At 53.8% G+C, this 20,328-nt stretch carries 17 protein-coding genes; 6 read left to right on the top strand and 11 right to left on the bottom strand.

Annotated features, from left to right (window positions below; all coding sequences use genetic code 11):
- The 6 genes from JJQ72_RS11615 to JJQ72_RS11640 form a co-directional block, all read right to left on the bottom strand.
- The coding region (locus JJQ72_RS11615; RefSeq protein WP_208203780.1) for an extracellular solute-binding protein at window positions 1-1,340 on the bottom strand (1,340 nt) is incomplete at its 3' end.
- Between the two features lie 22 nt (window positions 1,341-1,362).
- On the bottom strand, window positions 1,363-2,247 hold the full coding sequence (locus tag JJQ72_RS11620; RefSeq protein WP_233281079.1) for a carbohydrate ABC transporter permease: 885 nt from the start codon (window positions 2,245-2,247) through the stop codon (window positions 1,363-1,365).
- Window positions 2,248-2,250: 3 nt separating this feature from the next.
- Window positions 2,251-3,177 carry an ABC transporter permease gene (locus JJQ72_RS11625; RefSeq protein WP_138227403.1) on the bottom strand — a complete coding sequence of 309 codons (927 nt, stop codon included), beginning with the start codon at window positions 3,175-3,177 and terminating at the stop codon, window positions 2,251-2,253.
- Between the two features lie 241 nt (window positions 3,178-3,418).
- Entirely contained in the window at window positions 3,419-5,662 is a 2,244-nt protein-coding gene (locus JJQ72_RS11630) for a helix-turn-helix domain-containing protein (protein WP_243896051.1), read from the bottom strand.
- A 92-nt stretch (window positions 5,663-5,754) separates the two neighbouring features.
- Entirely contained in the window at window positions 5,755-6,387 is a 633-nt protein-coding gene (locus JJQ72_RS11635) for an SGNH/GDSL hydrolase family protein (protein ID WP_208203781.1), read from the bottom strand.
- Between the two features lies 1 nt (window position 6,388).
- A complete protein-coding gene (locus JJQ72_RS11640; RefSeq protein ID WP_208203782.1) occupies window positions 6,389-7,858 on the bottom strand; it encodes a sulfatase family protein in 1,470 nt (489 codons plus the stop codon).
- Window positions 7,859-8,126: 268 nt separating this feature from the next.
- On the opposite strand from JJQ72_RS11640, the gene ypfJ reads away from it, so the two are divergent.
- On the top strand, window positions 8,127-8,966 hold the full coding sequence (gene ypfJ / locus JJQ72_RS11645; protein ID WP_208203783.1) for a KPN_02809 family neutral zinc metallopeptidase: 840 nt from the start codon (window positions 8,127-8,129) through the stop codon (window positions 8,964-8,966).
- A 77-nt stretch (window positions 8,967-9,043) separates the two neighbouring features.
- Here ypfJ and JJQ72_RS11650 read toward each other — a convergent pair whose 3' ends face one another.
- Complete coding sequence (locus tag JJQ72_RS11650) at window positions 9,044-9,889, bottom strand: ABC transporter ATP-binding protein (protein ID WP_138227398.1); 846 nt, start codon at window positions 9,887-9,889, stop codon at window positions 9,044-9,046.
- A gap of 204 nt (window positions 9,890-10,093) precedes the next feature.
- Between JJQ72_RS11650 and JJQ72_RS11655 the strand changes: the two genes are divergently transcribed.
- The 5 genes from JJQ72_RS11655 (at window position 10,094) to JJQ72_RS11675 (ending at window position 16,589) form a co-directional block, all read left to right on the top strand.
- Window positions 10,094-11,149 carry an NAD(P)/FAD-dependent oxidoreductase gene (locus JJQ72_RS11655; protein ID WP_138227397.1) on the top strand — a complete coding sequence of 352 codons (1,056 nt, stop codon included), beginning with the start codon at window positions 10,094-10,096 and terminating at the stop codon, window positions 11,147-11,149.
- Between the two features lie 173 nt (window positions 11,150-11,322).
- Window positions 11,323-14,409, top strand: a complete 3,087-nt coding sequence (locus tag JJQ72_RS11660; RefSeq protein ID WP_243896040.1) for an ATP-binding protein — start codon at window positions 11,323-11,325, stop codon at window positions 14,407-14,409.
- A gap of 155 nt (window positions 14,410-14,564) precedes the next feature.
- Entirely contained in the window at window positions 14,565-15,623 is a 1,059-nt protein-coding gene (gene rlmN / locus JJQ72_RS11665) for a dual-specificity RNA methyltransferase RlmN (RefSeq protein WP_208203784.1), read from the top strand.
- Between the two features lie 53 nt (window positions 15,624-15,676).
- The gene (gene greA, locus JJQ72_RS11670) at window positions 15,677-16,159 is read left to right on the top strand and encodes a transcription elongation factor GreA (protein WP_138227395.1); all 483 of its coding nucleotides are present in this window, start codon (window positions 15,677-15,679) and stop codon (window positions 16,157-16,159) included.
- Between the two features lie 148 nt (window positions 16,160-16,307).
- On the top strand, window positions 16,308-16,589 hold the full coding sequence (locus JJQ72_RS11675; RefSeq protein WP_208203785.1) for a DUF6509 family protein: 282 nt from the start codon (window positions 16,308-16,310) through the stop codon (window positions 16,587-16,589).
- Between the two features lie 405 nt (window positions 16,590-16,994).
- Here the strand turns inward: JJQ72_RS11675 and JJQ72_RS11680 are convergent, their stop codons facing one another.
- From JJQ72_RS11680 to JJQ72_RS11695, 4 genes are all read right to left on the bottom strand, one after another.
- On the bottom strand, window positions 16,995-17,135 hold the full coding sequence (locus tag JJQ72_RS11680; protein WP_175415371.1) for a hypothetical protein: 141 nt from the start codon (window positions 17,133-17,135) through the stop codon (window positions 16,995-16,997).
- On the bottom strand, window positions 17,132-17,938 hold the full coding sequence (locus JJQ72_RS11685) for an ABC transporter ATP-binding protein (RefSeq protein ID WP_208203786.1): 807 nt from the start codon (window positions 17,936-17,938) through the stop codon (window positions 17,132-17,134). Before JJQ72_RS11685 ends, JJQ72_RS11680 begins: the two co-directional genes overlap by 4 nt.
- On the bottom strand, window positions 17,935-18,933 hold the full coding sequence (locus JJQ72_RS11690) for a FecCD family ABC transporter permease (protein ID WP_233281077.1): 999 nt from the start codon (window positions 18,931-18,933) through the stop codon (window positions 17,935-17,937). The genes JJQ72_RS11685 and JJQ72_RS11690 overlap by 4 nt, the downstream gene beginning before the upstream one ends.
- A 65-nt stretch (window positions 18,934-18,998) precedes the next feature.
- Entirely contained in the window at window positions 18,999-20,048 is a 1,050-nt protein-coding gene (locus JJQ72_RS11695) for an ABC transporter substrate-binding protein (RefSeq protein WP_138227391.1), read from the bottom strand.
- Window positions 20,049-20,328 lie beyond the last annotated feature (280 nt).

Consider the following 20,328-nt stretch of genomic DNA (forward strand, 5'->3'; position numbering starts at 1 on the left):
GCACCTTTCTCGGTATTCGTTTCGGAATCCAGAGTCAGGGCCGGGTTCGCCAGAGCGACCGCTTCGTTCTCTTTGTTCATATCCAGTGCTTGCTGCTCCAGTGGCTGCAGCACGCCTGGTGTCGCGTTGTCGATCAGCTTGCCTACAGCCAGCTGGGTGTAAGGGGAGAGCATTCTGTCAAAAGCTTCTTTGTCGGTATGCTGAGCTTTACCATCCGTAACGGTATAGGTTTGACCTTCCAGACCCCAGTAGAAGAGGTTGGACATTTCTTCATCCATCAGCTTGTCGAAGAATTCCAGTACTTTCTTCAGCTCTTCTTCGGTTTTCACCGCAGACTTGGAGATCAGGAAGAAGCCGTTGTTTCCTGCTTCGGAGTAGATCGCAGTGCCGCGTGGTCCTTCAAGCAAGGAAACCATGTCGACCTTCGCATTCGGATCTACCTTCTGTGCACCGCGTTCGCGGGCTACTGCTGTGCTGGTTACCTGGCGCATGGTGCCGGCTTTACCGGAATCCCACAGCTTGAACCAGTTATCACGGGATGTAATCGGGAAGTCCTGGTTAATGATCTTCTCGTCAAACAGCTTGCGGTAGAATTGCAGCGCCTCCAGATAAGCTTCGGTTTGGAAGGATGGAATCAGCTTGCCATCTTCCACGCCCCACTGGTTCGGTGCACCGAAGTAAGCAGTGATCATATCCATGTTGAACAGTGCGTTATTTTCGATCAGGCCGTAGGTATCGTCTTTCCCGTTACCGTCCGGATCCTGAGTAGTGAACGCTTTAAGCATGTTGTAGAATTCATCCACCGTTGTTGGCTCTGGCAGACCGAGCTTTTCCAGCCAGTCTTTACGGTACGTCATGGTGTTGCGCGCCAAGTCACGAACGGATGGAACGCCATAAATTTTACCTTGGACCTTCATGTTGTCATATACCTGCGGGTTGATCGCAGACAGGTTCGGGTAGTCTTTCAGGTAAGGACCGATTTCCCAGAACACGCCGGTTTTGATCGCATTGACAACCGGTACTTCGTAGAACGTTTTGATCGCAGTCGGGAAGTTGCCGGAAGCGACAGTAACGTTGAACTTCTCTGCGCTGGTTGAAGATGGAACCGATTGAACGTCGATATTAGTATTGGTGTACTCTTCGATCATCTTCATAATGTCGGAGTCATTCTTTGGCGGCTCCGTCTCATAGTGGAACAGCAGGCTCATTTCAAATGGCTTGTCAGAATCGGCATTCGTGCCGTTACCCTCGTTGGCTGTGGAGCCTCCGTTACTGCAGCCTACAACGCCAACAAGTAACGCAGTGGACAATAAGCTGAAAACTTTACCTTTCTTTTTCATGAACATAACCTCCCTTATCTATTTAGCCCTTCACAGAGCCAAGCATGACGCCTTTGGCAAAATGCTTCTGTAAAAACGGATACACGAGCATGATTGGAATCGTTGCAAACACGATTACGGCCATTTTGATGGACTGTGGTGGAAGCACCGTTTCATCCAGGGATGAGCTTGAGCCTACGGAGCTTTGGGACAGGATAACAATCTGTCTCAGGAGCACCTGAATCGGCCACTTGGTGTTATCGCTAATGTACAGGATTGCCTGGAAGTACATGTTCCAGTGACTGACCGCATAGAACAGCGCGAAGGTAGCCATAGCCGGCAAAGACAACGGCAGGACGATACGAACGAGCACGACCAGGTCGTTGGCGCCGTCAATCTTGGCGGATTCTTCAAGTCCATCCGGAATTTGCTGGAAAAAGTTCTTGAGAATGATCAGATAGAAGGCACTGATCGAGGTCGGGATGATAACCGACCATAGGCTGTCAAGCAGTCCGGTCCATTTTACCACGAGGAACGTCGGGATCAAGCCACCGCTGAACAGGATGGTGAATACTACGAACATCAGGATCAGTTTACGTCCTCTCAGATGTACCTTCGAAAGCGGGTAAGCCATCAGGCTCGTCATGACCAGGTTGACGATGGTTCCGCCGACGGTGATCAGAATCGAGTTATAGAGACCCTGCATCAAAGTGTCTGTCGAGAAGATGTATTTATAGGCGGCTAGAGAGAAGCCCTTGGGAAACAGGATCAATCCACCCTCGGCAATGCTCTTCTCATCGGAGAAGGACAGGGCCGTAATGTAAACGAACGGGAACAGCATGACTAGTGAAATGACGAGCAATAGAAACATATTGACCCAGTCAAACGCCTTTTCACCTGCAGTTTCTTTCATTGCACTGTTAGACATGATCTAAAACACCCCCTCTTCGCCTGCCTTCTTGGCTGTATAATTCGCAACAAGTACGAGGATCAGGCCGACGAGTGATTTGAATAGTCCGACCGCGGCGCTGTAACTGAAGTTACCTTGCAGCAAGCCCACCGTGTAGACATATGTGTCAAAAACTTCACCAACTTGACGGTTAAGCGCGTTGAGCAAGAGCAAGATATGCTCGGCGCCCTGCTCCAGAATATCGCCAAGTCTCAGGATAAACAGGATAATGATGGTGCTCTTCAGCGCAGGCAGTGTAATGTGCCACAGCTGTCTCCAGCGGTTTGCACCGTCCATCCGGGCTGCTTCATACAGCTGAGGATCGACACCGGCCAAGGCTGCCAGGAAGATGATTGTACCCCATCCAGCTTCTTTCCAGATGACCTGGCCGATTTGAAGCGTTCTGAACCAGTCTTCACTCATCAGGAAGTTGACCTTGTCATTCCCCGTTGCTGCGATGGCTTCATTGATGAAACCGCCTTCAGGTGTGAGGAACAAATAACTGATACCGACGATAACGACCCAGGATACAAAGTGCGGAATGTAGATGATCGTCTGTACGAACCGCTTGAACACCTGATTCTTCAGCTCATTCAGCATGAGAGCGAGAATGATCGGAATCGGGAAGAAGAAGACGATCTGGTACAGCGACAATAATAAGGTGTTGCGGAACAGCTGCCAGAAGGTAGGCTCGGAGAACAATCGATTGAAGTGCTTCAGTCCGACCCAGGCGCTGTCCAGAATGCCCAGTGCAGGGGAATAGTTTTGAAAGGCAATGATCACGCCCCACATGGGTAAGTACTTATAGACTAGAAAATAAATAATGCCGGGTAACAGCATTACATATAACCAACGGTCTCTCAGCAAATCACGCCGCCAGCTTCGTTGATTGTTTTGAATGCGCTGCATGTGGCTTCCTCCTCTTTGCTTTTGTACACCAACCTTAACCCCATCCGGATCAATAGTCTATATGCACCTTCATCACATCTCGGGGGTCGTCTGGTGCATATGAAATAGGCATAATAATCCCTGGAATGGCCAAAAAAGTGCCGAAAAGCCCGGTGTGAAGGTCATCTGCTGCACATGTCGAGATAATGATTATAGACACAAAAGCGCATCCCCTGAGTGGAAGAGGATGCGCTTTCAGATGCTATTCGTTCATTTTCCGGTAACTGGAAGGGGTCATGCCTTCCATTTTTCGGAAGTACCGGATGAAGGCAGTGGTGCTCTGATAGTGAAGCTTCTCGGCAACCTCCTGCACCTTCAGATCACTGGTCGTCAGCAAATGCTTGGCCATCTCCAGCTTGGTGATCGCCATATATTCGCTGAAGCTCATGCCTACTTCCTTCTTGAAGACGCGGCTTAGATAATTGGCATTGAAGTTCATCAGATCGGCAATGGCTTCCAGCGTTAAATTCTCTTCAAAGCGGCTTTGTACCAGCTGCTTGATCTGCTGGGCAATCTGGCCTTGATGCGATTCTTCCCGGGTGGAGAGCAGCTGGAATAGCTGCTCCATGCCGACGGAGGTAAACCACTGACCCAGCTCCTCGAACGTAGTGGTACGGAACATCGCCTGAACGTACTCCACATCCAGCAGCATTTTCTTCAGCGACTGCTCATCCCATTGCAGCAGGCTCATCATCTTAACCAGCAGCTGGTAGAACAGCACCTGGGCTTCCATCAAGGTGTACTGCCGGGTCTCGACCTCTGTCAAAATGCGGTCCACCAGCTCTTTTGCAGCCTCGCGGTCTTCACTTTGCAGCGCCTCCAGCAGCTCCTGCTCCCAGTGGGCCGGATAAGTCATTTGCGGAAGTCTGCCAGGATCCACGTCCTCAGACTTCATCACACCGCGGTAACCAGTCCGCTGACAGAAGCGCAGCGCAGCGGTGGATTCGGCGAACGCCATAGACACCTGCTCCAGCTGGGTGTGCGGCCGACTGACTCCGAGCTGGATGTCCAGTCCCAGGAAGGCTTGGATTTTGTCCTCAATCTCCTTGCAGGTCTGCATCAGAAGCTCCTCCGGTGCCGGGCCCTCTGCGCTGCGAGGACTGACGAACACTGCGGCACAGCTCTCATTCATAATGACCGGCTTAAAAGGCTGTGACGGCGTGAGAATTTCCTCCATCATGTTTAGAATGGCGTAAAGAATCAGGCTTGAATCCTCTTCGTCGAAGCGGGAGTGCTCCAAAGAATAAATCTTGAGGGTAAATACACTGAATTGCTCCCAATCCGAATCAATATTGTATCGTTCAATATGCTCCTGAATCTCCTTGTTGCTCCATTGACCGAGAAACAGCTTCATTACAAACAGCTCATGCAGATAAGGAAACTGCTTCTGCAGCTGCTTTTGCAGCTCCAGCTTGTTCCCGAGCAGCCCCTGAATCCCGGTGCGGATATATTGCAGCTCATCGGAGGCCTGCGGATGAGCATCGTCCGAATCCGCCACGAGATCCCGAAGCACGCGAATGGGAGAGTAGAACATCTTCGAGCCCTGCCAGGCAAGCCCCAGCGTAATGCTCAGAATGACCAGGCACATCAGCAGAGTGACCCAGCCAATGGCCTTCGATTCCTCGGTAATATCGGACAAGTGTACGAGGGATACATATTTCCAGCCGTTAAAGACAGAGTCCTCCACCATAGCCAGAGCAGGAGCACCGGCCAGCTCGAACCGAACGTTCTCCTGCTGCGAGGTTTCTCCGGACTCTGCGCTTAGCTTCAGCTCCAGCTGATCCTGCTGCTCCGGAGAGCTCAGCGTTTCTGAATTCCGGAATATTAGCTCCATATTCTCGTTATAAATGACGGTATCCCCGTAGCTTTCACTGCGGACGAGCGAGTTAAACAGCCGCGGGGAGAACCGCATGACAAAGGCCCCTTGGGGAGGTGACTTCGTGGTCAGAAAAGGCAGCGGCTTGATCAGGCTGATGCCGCCGCTGGCGCTGGTCACCCATTGTGTATTTCGGGGCTCTGACAGCAGCGCCGTCCATTCGGCCAGCTCTTCCTCTTCGTCCAGGCGCTCCAGTCCTTTATTGGTAATAACCCAACGCTTCTCCAGATTCACAAAATGGACACTCGCCACATAATCAAACACTTGAAATCCCTGAATCGTCTTGATCAGCTCGGAGACGGTTTCAAATTGGGACCGGTCAAGGTCCATATTCAGGGCGGAAACGGCCTGGGTAGAATTGGTGAACTGTGTTGCCATAACATATGCGGTTTCCAGTTTATGATCAATGCTATTCATGGCCGAGCTCAAAATCTGCCGGTTGGCCTCATTGACCTTTTGCTCAACCACGGTTGAGGTCCGGTCATACGAGAATACACCCATGACGATGACAGGCAGGGCACCCAAGAATAAACTGTACATAAACAATTTTTTCAAGTAGCTGTATTTCATCACATTTTGTGTCTCCCCGTGGATAAATTGTCGTGGTATACAAACGGCCGGGTTCCCCTTACCTCGTCATGGCAGGGTGCTGCAGCAAGAAGCTACTCTGCCGATGAAGAGGCGTGAAGGCCTGAGCCCATCAGATAATCCGCGATAAATTCAGCTTGGCGGCGCTGGACCTCCTCGGTGAAATGAGCATGGTCCCGATAAGCGTCAGCTCCGAATTGCAGCGTAAACGTGTACAAATCAATGATCGGCACCTCATGCTGCTCCATGACCTGCGATGCAATCTCGTTATATTCCAGCACATCCCGGTGAAAGCGGTGAAAGGAGGTGCTCTGCGAATTATGAATATCATCAATAATGTCAGTGGTGCTCACCCAGATCAGGGCCTTGGCCATGCTGCGCGCTGTTTGGATAATCCGCTCCAGGTTATCCCGGTAACGGGCAGGAGATATTTGTCTCTCGCCGGTGAGCGGATCGGTCTTGATATCATGCAGTCCACAGTTAAGCAGCAGCAGATCATAGGACACACCCTGGTGCTGCTCCTGGGTTAGATAGTCCAGCACCCGGCTGCTGTCGCCTCCGTTGGCGCCTACGGGCTGGTCGAGATCGGCCAGTGCCTGCTTCTCTCCGCGCTTGCGGTCATAATGAAAGTACGATTCCACCAGCGGCTTTAAAGAAGGACCGTACTGGATAGAGATGCTGTCTCCCACAATGAACAGATGTCTCAACCTAAGCGCCTCCCTTGGGCTCATTTACGATGGCCGGGCCATATTCGCCGGTCGTTACCGGGATATAGGAGACAAAATGATTATCTTCATACCGGTATCCGTTCTCCCACATCAGCCGGTACATCTCCTTCAGCACTCCGCTCATCTCCGGCTGCTCTGCAATGTTGACCATTTCGTGAGGGTCCTGGTTCAGATCGTACAGCTCGTCGATGTCCGTCGGGTTGTACACAAATTTATAATCTTTGGTTCGCACCATACGGTTAGTATAGTAGAGCTCAGTGCCGTAGCACTGGGTGTAGATGGATTCCCGCCACTCCGTGGGCTGCTCATTCTGCAGGAAAGGCACGAGGCTCTGTCCGCTGCACTTGGAGAGCGGCTCTGCGCCTGCCAGCTCAATCAGTGTCGGCGCAATATCCATCAGCATCACGAAATCGTCCACGCTTCTGCCCGGCTCCTGAATCAGCTTCGGATGGCTGATAATGAGCGGAACCCGGTAGCCCTCGTCAAAGGTGCTGATGCCCTTGCAGTACAAGCCGTGGGCTGCACCCAGCTCTCCATGGTCGGAGACGAATACGATGAGCGTGTTGTCCCGCTGGCCGTTTCGATCCAGCGCGTCCAGCACCTCGCCAAACAGATCGTCCATCATCGTGCAGTAGCCCCAGTAGTGGGCAAGGGATTCCTTGACCTCCTGCTCGGTCAGCTGGCTGAATACCTTCTTCATGCGTCTGTAGATGCCCGGCTTATCGGTCATGTCATCCCGGTAGTTGGGAGGAAGCTCAATGTCGTTCGGGTCGTACATCGTAGCGTATTTCTCCGGAACGATGAACGGATCATGCGGTCCCAGTACGCCAAGATACATACACCAAGGATCCTCCTGATCCTTCATCGCATTCAGCTGCTGAATGCCGGCGTCTACACAGTGGTAATCCGGGTGGTCATGATATTCCACCTTGGACGTGCCGTACAATTGAAATTTGGACCATCCCGGACGAAGGATCTCTCCCCGGGCCCGTTCGCGCGTGCCATGCTCGCTCTGAAGCTGGGCATAATGGTCCCGGCGCGAGCCGCGGTCGAAGCCCTGCTCCTTCATGTACAGCTCCGTCCAGCCGCGGTCACTCGGATTCTCCTCAGCCGATACATGCCATTTCCCGCTGTAATACATCTCATAGCCGGCATCCTTCAGCTTCTCGGAGAACATTTCCACTCCGGGGTTGACGGTGGAGTTGATGGCCTGGTCATTGCGGACGTTATTGTAAACGCCGTGCTGAGACGGGTACAGGCCGGTCATAAAAGAGGCTCGGGCCGGACAGCAGTGGGCCATCGGCGGGTACGTGTACGTAAAGCGCACGCCTTGACCGGCGATTTCATCAAGATGAGGCGTACGGCAGGGATGATCCTGCATCGTGACCTGGGCTTGCTGCTGATCGGTCATAAAGATCAGAATGTTCGGTTTGCTGGACGCTGCTGACATGGTTGACACCTTCCGTTTTCAAGTATTTCCTCGAAGTCATCGAAGATCAGGGTGATTTGCTTCTCTCAAGCTGTACATCATCATTCCTTCATTGTAAACGTTATCTCTATCTATTTTAACGTATATTACGGCAGGTTAGTAGAAAAGATTGGCCGCAAGCCTTCATTTCGTTTCTCTAAGGGCGCATTTGGGGGTATAAATGCTTAAAGGATAAGAAGAAGCGAACCCAGTGCCTTAATAGGGGGCAAGCAGAAGGAGGAAGCAGATTATGCAGTGGAAAGGGAGAAGAGCATCCTCAAATGTAGAGGATCGAAGGGGCCGCAAAGGGCCCGGCCTGATTGGCGGCGGCATTGGAGGCATTATCATCGTGCTGGTCATCACCTTGCTGGGCGGAAATCCGGGAGAGCTGCTGGGCAGCCTGGGCGGAGCTTCCGAACCGAGTGGAGCTTACACGGAAACGGCTGAGGAGCAGGAGCTGACCCAGTTCGTGTCGGTGGTGCTGGCGGATACCGAGGAGGTATGGCAGGAGGTGTTCCGCAAGGAAGGTATGGAGTATGAAGAGCCGACGCTGGTGCTGTACACCGGCAGCGTACAGTCTGCCTGCGGCACCGCCGGCGCGTCGGTGGGCCCATTCTATTGCCCGGGGGACCGCAAGCTGTACATTGACCTGAGCTTCTATGACGAGCTTCGCCGCGAGTTCAATGCGCCGGGTGACTTCGCCATGGCCTATGTGGTTGCCCACGAGGTGGGGCATCATGTGCAGACACTGCTGGGCACCTCCGCGCAGCTTAATCAATACCGGCAGCAGCTGAGTGAAGAGGAATATCGGAAGTATCAGGTACGCTTCGAGCTGCAGGCTGATTATTTAGCCGGAGTCTGGGCGCATCATGTGCAGGGTGAGAATCTGCTGGAGGAGGGCGATCTGGAGGAGGCGCTGGCTGCTGCCAGTGCGGTCGGGGACGATACAATTCAGAAGAAGGCCCGCGGCTATGCAGTACCGGAGAGCTTTACCCACGGCACCTCGGAGCAGCGGAAGAGCTGGTTCTATAAAGGCTTTGAGCGTGGAACGCTTCAGGGCGGAGATACCTTTACTTTGCCGGATCCATAAAAAAGACAAACAAAAGTCCCTTCAGAGACTGCAGCTGCAGCCTCTGAAGGGACTTTCTATTTATTATAGAAGAAACGTTAAGCGCCAACTCCGACGGCAATGCGTTCCTCAGCGATCGCTGCAGCATGCACCGGCTCTTCCTTCAGTAAATTATACGTCAGGCACATCGGCTTGCCGGTGCGGGGATCCCGTCCGATCGCCGCGTCGATGTGAAATACCTCACGCAGCACGTCGGCATGAATAACCTCTTCACAGGAGCCGGATTGAACAATCTGGCCGTCCTTCATGGCAATGATGTGATCGGCGAAGCGGGCTGCCTGGTTCAAATCGTGGAGCACCATCACAATGGTACGCTCCTGTTCACGATTCAGCTTCTGCAGCAGCTCCAGCACTTCCAGCTGATGGGCAAGATCAAGATATGTTGTTGGCTCATCCAGGAATATAATTTCGGTTTCCTGAGCGAGAGCCATAGCGATCCACACACGCTGGCGCTGTCCGCCGGACAGGGCATCCACGGAGCGCTGTTTAAATTCCAGCGTGCCGGTCACCTCCATGGCCCAGTCGATCACCTCGTGATCCCGGGCAGTCAGGCGGCCGAAGCCCTTCTGGTACGGGAACCGTCCATAGGATACCAGCTCGCCGACCGTCAACCCGCTTGCGCTCTCCGGTGACTGCGGCAAAATCGCCATCTTGCGCGCAAGAGCCTTCGTATCCTCTTTGACGATTTGCTTGCCGTCAAGCAGGATCGTGCCGTCCTGGTGGGAAATGATGCGGGTCATCGCTTTCAGCAGCGTGGACTTGCCGCAGCCGTTCGCACCAATAATGGTCGTGATCTTCTTGTCAGGGATCTCGGCACTCAACTGTTTAACAATCAGACGTTCACCGTAGCCGACGCTCAGGTTTTCCGTATATAGGCGAGACATGGGTACCCTCCAATAAATGAATTGATAATAGATTGCTTGCTTACTTAGTGATAATCATTCTCAAATATCTGCTAACCTTACTTTAAAGGCTGTTTCATCCTGTTGTCAACTATAATTTAGGTTGTAATGAGCACAAATTCATCGTATATTACAATGAGAATGATAATCAGTGAACCAATGTCCTGATCAGGGAGATGAATATTCGTGGAGCAAGCAAATGTGTTTGATGTGACGATTATTGGTGCCGGTCCGGCAGGGTTGTATTCTGCCTTTTACAGCGGTCTGCGGGAAATGAAGACGAAGATTATTGAGTTTCAGCCACAGCTGGGCGGCAAAATTCATGTATATCCGGAGAAAATGATCTGGGATGTCGGCGGGCTCGCCCCTCTTCCCGGTGCCAAGCTGATTGAGCAGCTTGTTCAGCAGGGCTTAACCTTCTCCCCGGAGGTTGTCCTGAACGAGAAGGTGACCTCCATTGTCAAAAATAGCGACGGGATTTTCGTCCTCGATACGACCTCCGGGACGAAGCATTACTCCCGAACCGTCATTGCGGCTTCCGGCCGGGGCATTCTGACGCCGCAGAAGCTGCAGATTGAAGGGGCCGAACGGTTCGAGGTGTCCAATCTCAATTACACCGTCAAATCACTGAAGCAGTTCAAGGATAAGACCGTGCTCGTCTCGGGCGGCGGCCATTCCGCAGTAGACTGGGCCAATGAGTTGTGTCCGGTCGCGAAACAGGTGTATGTCGTATGCCGGAAGGACACCATGACCGGCCATGAAGCACAGGTGAACCAGCTGATGAACTGCGATAATTCCAGCTGTATGCTGCAGCAGAGCATCAGCAAGCTGATTGCCTCGGATAACCATGAGCGGATTGAGCGGGTTCAGCTGACCTGCCTGAAGACCGGGGAGGTATCCGAGATCGCAGTTGATGAGGTAGTGATCAATCACGGCTACGACTGGGACAAGGAGCTGATCCAGAACAGCCGTCTGGACATCAGGGTGGCAGAGGACGGTTACATTGAAGGCTCCGTGCTGGGAGCCTCCTCCGTGCCGGGGCTGTTCGCTGCCGGTGACGTGCTGAAGCATGAGGGCAAGCTGAATCTGATTGCCGGTGCTTTTCAGGACGCTGCGAACGCAGTCAATCAGGCGAAGCTGTACATTCAGCCGGATGCGTCCAAGATCGCCATGGTATCCTCGCACAATGAGCAGTTTAAGGAACGGAACCGCGAGCTGGTCAAGCAGATGATGTCCACCTAGAAAGGATAAAGTTCAGACAGTGCGCCGCTAAGCGGTGCACTGTCTTTTTGTTATGGAATCTTGCGTGTTAAAAGGTATGGAAATTTCAGGACAGGTGGGGTTTAATAAAGATCTACGTAACGTGAAGCATACTGCTGACCGGCACCGGCTGCCGGCGGGAAAGAGGACCTGGGATGATACCACGTAAATGGCTGACGCTGATGATTGGCTTGACTCTTGTCGTTGTAATTCCGCTGTACTCCGGCATCCGCTTCGATCTGAAAGCCGGCATGACGCCCTCTGCGATGGAGGGAATGCTGAACTTGCAGGAATGGGATTTTGCGGAGGACGGTGCAGTGCCTCTGAAAGGGGAATGGGAGTTTTATCGCGGGCGTCTGCTGAATCCGCCGGATTTTGAGAACCCGGGATCGGGGGTGGAGCACGGCGGGCAGGGTTCCCTTGAGCCTTCCGCGATCGTGAAGCTGCCGGGAGCATGGAATTCCTATATATCTCAAGAAGGGGAGGCGGAATCCGCCTGGGGCTACGGAACCTATCGCCTGATCATTCAGGTTCCTGATGGGGAGGAGAACGCCCTCTACGGTATCAAGACCGGCAACATCCGCACCGCGAACCGGATATTTCTGAACGGGCATCAGATCGGAAGCAGCGGAGAGCCCGCGGCAAGCCGTGAGCAGGAGACGGCCTCCAACATTCCGTACCTGTCCTTCGGACCGCAGCAGGCGGGACAGATTGAGCTTGTCGTTCAGGTATCCAATTATGCCTACAGCTCCGGGGGCATCTTTACGTCGATCTGGTTCGGGGATGTTGAGTCGATTCTGCAGGCCCGGGAATTGTCTCTGTTTCTGGACATAATGACGCTCGCAGGCTTTCTGCTCCCGGGCGCTTATGCGCTGATGCTGTACCGGCTGCGGAAGGAACGTGCGCTCTTGTACCTGGGCCTGGCCTGCACCGCGATGCTGATCTACACAGCCACCCACGGGGAGAAGCTGCTGGCCGCCCTTTTTCCGGGGCTTGGCTACGAATGGTTTACCAAGATTCAGATGATGTCCTCGGCGCTGCTCTATTACTTTCTGATCTATTATGTGGCCGTCTCCCTGCCGGGCATCATTCATCGGTATGCTCTGCGGGCCATACAAATGCTGACCGCGGCCAGCCTGCTGACGGCATGGCTCACGCCAGTGCGTGTCTTCTCGCAGCTGGAGTCTATCATCTTTATGACCTCCCTGGTGAGCGTCCTGTACATGTTCTGCCGTATGATTGTCAGCATCAAGGGCCGGAGTGAGGAATTCGGGCTGCAGGTTATTGGAGTGATCAGCATTCTGATGCTAATTGTCATGAATATTGCCAGTCTGCTGGGCAGCCAGCATTTTCAAACCTTTGGCTCCCTGGAGCTGGTGCTGTTCGTGCTGACCCAGGCTATTTTGCTGGCCCGGCGCTTCTCGGAATCCTTTGAAGAGGTGCAGCATTTGTCCCGCCGGCTGCTTACACTGGATGGGCTGAAGGATGAGTTTCTGGCGAATACGTCGCATGAGCTAAGGACCCCGCTTCACGGCATGGTGAACATCAGCCAATCGCTTGTCGATGGTGCTGCAGGACCGCTGACCCCCAAGCAGACGGCGGATCTGCGCTTGATCGTATCCACGGGGAAAAGACTGTCTTCCCTCATTAATGATATCCTCGATTTTAACAAGCTGAGGAACAATCAGATCACCCTGCAGCCAAAGCGGGTGGATTTATCTGCAGTAACGACCTCGGTGCTGGAGGTCATGGCGCATGTGTCAGGGAACAAGCAGCTCGTGCTGCGGCAGGAGCTGCCAGAGCGGCTGCCTCTGCTCTATGCCGATGAGGAGCGGCTGCGGCAGGTGCTGTACAATCTGGTCGGCAATGCGGTCAAATTTAGTGATCAAGGACAGATTATCGTCACGGCGCAGCAGGACGAGGAGGACTGGATCACGGTCTCGGTCCGCGATACCGGAATCGGGATAGAGGAGCAGCGGCTGGCGTTGATTTTTCAGTCCTATGAGCAGCTGGAGCAGGAAGGACGCGGAGATCATCAGGGCACGGGGCTGGGCCTGAGCATCACGAAGAAGCTGGTGGAGCTTGGCGGGGGCAGGCTCTGGGTCCGCTCAAAGCCGGGGGAAGGCTCCACCTTCTCCTTCACGGTGCGATCGTCCCGGGAGGAGAGTCTGCCTGTGCCGGAACCGGTGCGGGAGTATCCCGGACAGGAAATGCTGGAGACCGAGCCGGACCGTGAACAGGCCGGGACAGCGGCTGCCCGGATTCTGGTCGTGGACGATGATCCCGTCAATCTGAAGGTCATTCACAATCTGCTGGGAGGAGGGGCAATCCGCATCCTTACTGCATCAAGCGGAGAGGAGGCCTGGCGTATGCTGAGCACCGGAGAAGCCGTCGATCTTGTGATTACAGACTGGATGATGCCGGGCATGTCCGGCCCTGCGCTGTGTTCCCGAATTCGGGAGCGGTTCACGCTGTTTCAACTGCCCGTGCTGATCCTGACGGCCCGCAGCCTTCCGGAGGACGTCAAGGTGGGGCTGCAGGCGGGGGCGAATGATTTTCTCAGAAAGCCGGTGGATGCCGACGAGCTGAAATCCCGCGTACGGACTCTGCTGGAGCTCAGGAAAACCGTGCGGCAGGCGATTGCGTCGGAGCTGGCTTTTTTACAGGCACAGATCAAGCCGCACTTTCTCTTTAATGCGCTGAATACGATCATGTCTCATTTGCCGGATCACCCGTCGCTGGCGAACCAGCTGCTGCTGGAGCTCGCTCGTTATCTCCGGCGCAGCTTCGATCTCGAGGGCCGGGAGCAGCTGACCACGCTGGGTCATGAGCTGGAGCTGGTCACCTCTTATCTCAATCTGGAGAAAGCCCGCTTTGAGGAACGGCTTCATGTGGAATACCGACTGGCTGCTGGCAGCCAGCTTCTGGTGCCGCCGCTGAGCATCCAGCCCATCGTCGAGAATGCGGTCCGGCACGGGCTGATGCGCAAGGAGGGCGGCGGAACGCTGGTGCTGGAGATCACAGAGAGCAAGGAAGCGGTGCAGATTACAGTGAGCGATAACGGAACCGGGATGCCGCAGAGCCGGCTTAGCTCTCTGCTTCGGGATGGAGGAAGCCAAGGAATCGGGCTGCGAAATATTCACTCCCGCCTGCTGTCCATGTTCGGGAGCGGCCTTAAGCTTGAAAGTGCGGAAGGGCAAGGCACAACGGTTTCTTTTGAAGTGCCGAAGCATAGGGGCTGAGAAGGATTGGGAAGAGCGGAGGGTTTCTGTTAAGAAAAGTGTCTCTTAGGCTTGCCTACAGGCTTCTTTCCTGTAACTCCCCTTGTGTTATAGATGGAATTTTGGGACAATGGGAGAGGAATCTGGACAACGGATGTCATAGAAAGGAAACAGAAATGAATACACCATCCATTTATGGATTAACCTTAGAGCAGCTGAAGAGCTGGCTGGAGGCTCACGGACAGAAGCCGTCGCGCGCGGCGGCCGTCTGGCATGCGCTGTACCGGGAGCGCGTGACCTCCTTTGATCACATGGCGGACGTACATCCGGAGACGGCAGCGCTGCTGCGGGAGAGCTTTTCTATTTTGACGCTGGCCGAGCATACGAAGCAGGAATCGGTTGACGGAACCGTGAAATTTCTGCTGAAGCTGACAGACGGCAATCTGATTGAAACGGTGCTCATGCGCCATAAATTCGGATTATCGGTCTGTGTGACAACCCAGGTGGGCTGCAATATCGGCTGCAGCTTTTGTGCCAGTGGACTGCTCAAGAAGAGCCGGGATTTGACAAGCGGCGAAATTGTTGAGCAGGTGATGAAGGTGCAGCTGTACCTGGATGCAGCGGGACGGGAGGAGCGGGTCAGCCATATTGTCGTGATGGGCATTGGAGAGCCGTTTGACAACTTTCAGCATATGTCGAATTTTATTAAGGTCATCAAGGATCACAAGGGGCTCGCAATCGGCCCGCGCCATATTACGGTATCGACCAGCGGACTGGCTCCTAAAATCAGGGAGTTTGCCGACAGCGACCTGCACGTGAACCTTGCGCTTTCGCTGCATGCGCCGAACAATGAGCTTCGTACCCGAATTATGAAGATTAACCGCGCCTATCCGCTGGAAGAGCTGATGCCGGCCGTGGATTACTACCTGGAGAAGAGCAACCGCCGCATTACCCTGGAGTATATTCTCCTTAAAGGTGTCAATGATCAGAAGGAGCATGCCCTGGAGCTGGCTGAGCTGGTGGGACCGCGCCGCCATACGGCGAACGTAAACCTCATTCCATACAATCCGGTGGATGAGCACAGTCAGTATCAGCGAAGCACTCCGGACGATATTACGGGATTTTATGACACGCTGAAGAAGCAGGGCATTAGTGTCAGTGTACGTCTGGAGCATGGCACCGATATTGATGCCGCCTGCGGCCAGCTGCGCAGCAAGCAGATCAAGGCACAGTAAGGCGCGGCAATATGCTGCGTATGAATTTATAGAATCAAGGGAGCTGAAGCGATATGGCCAATGAGGAAGAAGTTATTGTGACCGCCGAAGGATTTGCGAAGCTGGAAGAGGAGCTTCAATATTTGAAGGAGGTCAAGCGCAAGGAGCTGGCCGAGCGCCTGAAGGTTGCTATCAGCTATGGCGATTTGAAGGAGAACAGCGAGTATCATTCCGCGAAGGATGACCAGGCCTTTATGGAAACCCGGATTCTTGTGCTGGAGAAAATGCTCCGCAAAGCGCGTGTGGTGGATGCCGGCAAAATGGATTTGAACCGGGTCAGCGTCGGGGCGATCGCCGTCCTGAACGATCTGGAGTTCAACGAGAAGGTAGAGTACCAGATCGTTGGACCGGCGGAGGCGGACGTAGTGAACAACAAGATTTCCTATGAAAGCCCGCTCGGCAAAGAGCTGATGGGCAAGGAAGTCGGAAGCATCGTTCACGTTACGGCTCCGGTGGGCATTATTAAATACGAGCTGCTGGACATCAAGATGAACTAAAGCGGCTGTGATGAGTCAGCGATTGAACAGGCCTCCCGGGAAGCGGGGGGCCTGTTTGTGCGGTGCGTTGCTGCAGACATGGCTGGGGCAGCGCCAAAACGTGTATAATGAAGCATAACGGACGTTGACGAGAGGGAAGGATGAGAGCATGCTGGAAATTATTGAATACACAGCGGAATACATTAAAGATCCATTCGGAATTTTGAGCGGGAAGCGCTATGAATTTGTGCTGGATCTGAACGTTCCGGAGGATGACGAGCTGTACCGGGAGCAAGGGGTATACCTGCGCGCCATTTATCTGGAGGATGAGGACCGGATTGTAAAGTATGATTTTTATGAGCGGGTCAGTGATCAGTATCTCGATTTCGATATGGAGCCGGAGGAGGAAGAAGAGCTGACGCGCTTCTGCCGGGAGCATTTGCCGGCTTAAGGGTTCAAGCAGGCGCACACTACACTGAGAAGACACCGCTACGGTGTCTTTTTTGTTTTTATGGAAGTAACGTAATCCTTTAAATCCGTACGGATCTGGCCCACCCTCCATGTAAATCATTGACGCTTCCCTCTTGTTTTGGTCATGATGAAGGCTTTGTTTGTATTGTGAAAATCTGCTCACCTCGTGATCACTTATCTCCTTCCAACGCCGGTAATATTTAGCTGCGATACAGACAATAAAGAGGCTTAAGGGCAGTTAGGTCCAAAATATGATGCCACTCTGTCCACTTATCCATTCTATTGATGTATTTGAGTGGAGTATTAGTTCATATGGGGTCGAGAGGATTCCAGTCCGGCTTGGTCTGCAGTCCCAGCTCCAGCGGTGGTTGCGGCGTATATTCTGCTAGCAGATGATGCATCGACCAATGAGTGGTCGCGCGCCGTCCGATGAGCGGTCCTGCAGCTTGGTCCGCCGGATGATCAGAATGGCCTGCAGATTGACCGTGGGTTCCTGGGCTGGTTCGGTGTTTTCTGTTGCTGTCATGATTTCCGCTCCGTTTCGTGACCGTAGGCCAGCTGCATGCGTCCGGTAAGTGGATTGGTGAAGCTTTGAGCCCGGATCCCAAAGACCTTATGTAGCAAATCCGGTGTCAAGGTTTCGCTAGGCGTTCCTGAGGCGACCACCTGACCTTTGGAAAGGATGACGAGGCGGTCGCAGTATGCTGCGGCCAGATTGAGATCGTGAAGGGTCACCAGCGTCGTCACCCCCAGTGTTCGAACAAGTGTCATCAGTTCGAGCTGGTGACGAATGTCCAGGTGGTTGGTCGGCTCATCGAGCACGAGAATGCGCGGCTCTTGTGCGAGGGCACGAGCCAGCTGAACTCTCTGTCGCTCTCCACCGGACAGCGAACTCATGTCTCGACTTGCCAGATCGTTGACACCGGCCCGCCTCATCGCTCTTTCAATCGCGAGCATGTCATCCGGCTTGTTGGAAGTCCCGAAGAGGGGGCCGTGGGCAATGCGTCCTGTTGCGACACACTCCGCTACTGTGAGTTCGAGATCGCTAGGTCCGTCCTGCACGACGGCTGCTGTCACGCGGGCCGCCTCTCGCGGACGTAACTCCCAGACGTCACGATCTGCTGCCATCACCCGTCCGGAGGCAGGACGAAGCATGCGGTAAATGGCACGCAATACCGTCGATTTTCCGCTGCCATTAGGACCGATGAGTCCGACGACGTTTCTTTCGGCGGATAAAGAGATGTCTTCGACGATCGTGCGTCCCGCGATTTCGACCGTGATCTTGTCGACGTAGAGTGCAGCGGCTTTCATACCGCCTTGAGTGCTCATGCTTCTCCTCTGCTGGATCGCTTCAGCATCCAAAGAAAGAACGGTGCACCGATGGCGGCGGTGAGCAGCCCGACTGGCAGTTCAGATGGGGCAATGATCAGTCGTGCTGCGATATCGACCACGACGAGCAGCAGCCCGCCGGCTAGAGCAGATATAGGCAAGACCCACCTGTGGTCTGAGCCCACGAACATCCGGACGGCATGCGGAACCACGAGACCGACGAAACCAATTGCGCCACTTACCGCAACGACGACGCCGACGAGAAGCGAGGTGATAACAAACATCACCAGCCGGAAATGCCCGACATCGACGCCGAGACTCGCAGCGGTCTCATCGCCAATGAGGAGGGCATTGAGTATCCTGGACAGCAGCACGAGAACCAAGGTAGCGACACCGAGAACTAGAGCAGGGATACCCAGGTCGCCCCAGTCCGCGGCCGCTAGGCTTCCGGAGAGCCAGGAGAGCACCTGGCTCACGCCTTGGCCGGGTGCGCTTGCACGCAGGACGAGGTAGCTGGTGACGGAGCTGAGCAGGTATGACATTGCCACGCCTGCCAATATCAATCGTCCCGGCGTGACACGACCTCTTCTTTGCGCGAGCAAGAATACGGTCAAGGTGGCAGCAAGAGCGCCACCAAAGGCCGCGATGGGGACGGTGACAGTGGACATAACCCCGATACCTAGTGTGAGCGTCGCAACCGCTGTGACGGACGCGCCGGAGGAAATTCCGAACACAAAAGGATCGGCGAGCGGATTGCGTACCAATGACTGAAGTACCGCACCGGCAACGGCGAGAGAGGCTCCGACGATGAACCCAAGCAGAGCACGCGGTAGCCGGAACTCCCAAATGATTCGTGTCTCTACATCCGTTGCGGTAGTGGAGATGCTCCAAGGCAGGATACGCTCAGCAATCACCGACAATACCCGGTTGGGTGCGATCGGGACTGATCCCGTGGATACAGAGATAATCACAGCGATGGCGCATGCAATGATCAAGACAACGATGGAGTTCCGCCGTCGAACAGTACCGTTCGTGGGCTGGGCTAAGATTGACATGAGGGTCACGACGCAGGTACCTCGAGATTCAAGTCGGAATGGATGCCATTTGCGATCTCAGTAAGCCCTCTCATCACTGAGATGGATGCGTCAGTGTCAGCGACGTGAATCTCCACAAGTTTGCCATTCTTCACAGCAGGCAGGTCGGGAAAATGAGTTATGAGGTAATTGCTGAGGGTCGCGAAATCCTGACCCTCAAAGGTGCCGACAAGAATTACGTCAGCATTGGACGCTGCAAATTCCTCTTTACTGACATAGACGGAGTCCGCTGGGAACACGTTCTCTCCGCCAGCTGTTGCGATTGCGTCGTCGTATATCCCGCCAGCGAGCACGATCAGCGGTCCATCGCCCCCGTTATAAAACGCTACTCGCTGTGTGGGCAAGCCCTTCACAGCGCTGATGACCTTCTGCTTCTTTTCTTCCATTTGGGTGATGAAGTCTTCCGCCCGGTCCGAAACCCCGAATACGATTCCGAAATCCCGCAGGGTGCGGTACGGTGTCTCAAGCGTCATATTGAGAGCATCTGATGAGCTACATAAGTTGGACCCGTAGACCTGGGAGCCGCCCTCTTCAATCTGTTCCACCGAAGCATAGCCCTGCGAGGTATCAAAGGCGAAGCCCTCCAGAGACTGGCCGACTACGAGATCGGGGGCTTGACTGAGTAGAACCTCTTTTGAGGGCCAGCTCATGGAATTGCCGATCAAGGGGAGTGCCGCGGCGGTTTTGGCGATGCTGTCGGGGTAGGCGGCATAGTTGCCGGCTACAGCAGTGATGCGGTCTTCCAGACCAAGGGCGAGCATCATCTCGGTGGGCGCCTGCCACAGGCTTACTACCCGCTCTGGAGCCGCATCGAACGTCAGTGTACGTCCACAGTTCTCAATGGATACAGGGTACGCCGAAGAAGGTAATGCAGTACTGGAGGTTCCTGCGGGATTTGAAGTACTGCTTGCAGGAGCGCTTGTCTTTGGCACGGGGTCCCCCGTGGAGGCGCATCCGGATAAAACGACGACAGCAATGAATGCAATAATAGGCAAATTGAACTTGGATTTGATCATTAGAATAATCCTCCCAATACGCTGTTATCCTCTACACAGAAAATTTTAGACAACGGACTAAACCCTATTTTCATTAGCATCACACTCTCCTTCTGTGATTTCATAATATAGATAATATCGAATGGAAGAAATGACTAATAAGAGCTACCTTCTTTAACTTAGTGAATGATGTGTGACTAAGGCCAGCGACCACGCGGAATCAGAATGCTGCAGTGTTTCATAAATTTCTGTTTCATGTTCAACCGTCTGCACCGGTAGATCACCTTTTCTTCTGTACAAA

Source organism: Paenibacillus sp. F411 (genome assembly GCF_017582705.1).
GTDB classification, from domain to species: Bacteria; Bacillota; Bacilli; order Paenibacillales; family Paenibacillaceae; genus Paenibacillus_AQ; species Paenibacillus_AQ algicola.

Bases quoted from the DNA above. Each gene is read 5' to 3' on its own strand.
- JJQ72_RS11620 (WP_233281079.1), bottom strand. From the start codon at position 2,247: ATGTCTAACAGTGCAATGAAAGAAACTGCAGGTGAAAAGGCGTTTGAC.
- JJQ72_RS11625 (WP_138227403.1), bottom strand. From the start codon at position 3,177: ATGCAGCGCATTCAAAACAATCAACGAAGCTGGCGGCGTGATTTGCTG.
- JJQ72_RS11630 (WP_243896051.1), bottom strand. From the start codon at position 5,662: ATGAAATACAGCTACTTGAAAAAATTGTTTATGTACAGTTTATTCTTG.
- JJQ72_RS11640 (WP_208203782.1), bottom strand. From the start codon at position 7,858: ATGTCAGCAGCGTCCAGCAAACCGAACATTCTGATCTTTATGACCGAT.
- ypfJ (WP_208203783.1), top strand. From the start codon at position 8,127: ATGCAGTGGAAAGGGAGAAGAGCATCCTCAAATGTAGAGGATCGAAGG.
- JJQ72_RS11650 (WP_138227398.1), bottom strand. From the start codon at position 9,889: ATGTCTCGCCTATATACGGAAAACCTGAGCGTCGGCTACGGTGAACGT.
- JJQ72_RS11660 (WP_243896040.1), top strand. From the start codon at position 11,323: ATGATACCACGTAAATGGCTGACGCTGATGATTGGCTTGACTCTTGTC.
- rlmN (WP_208203784.1), top strand. From the start codon at position 14,565: ATGAATACACCATCCATTTATGGATTAACCTTAGAGCAGCTGAAGAGC.
- greA (WP_138227395.1), top strand. From the start codon at position 15,677: ATGGCCAATGAGGAAGAAGTTATTGTGACCGCCGAAGGATTTGCGAAG.
- JJQ72_RS11675 (WP_208203785.1), top strand. From the start codon at position 16,308: ATGCTGGAAATTATTGAATACACAGCGGAATACATTAAAGATCCATTC.
- JJQ72_RS11680 (WP_175415371.1), bottom strand. From the start codon at position 17,135: ATGACAGCAACAGAAAACACCGAACCAGCCCAGGAACCCACGGTCAAT.
- JJQ72_RS11685 (WP_208203786.1), bottom strand. From the start codon at position 17,938: ATGAGCACTCAAGGCGGTATGAAAGCCGCTGCACTCTACGTCGACAAG.
- JJQ72_RS11695 (WP_138227391.1), bottom strand. From the start codon at position 20,048: ATGATCAAATCCAAGTTCAATTTGCCTATTATTGCATTCATTGCTGTC.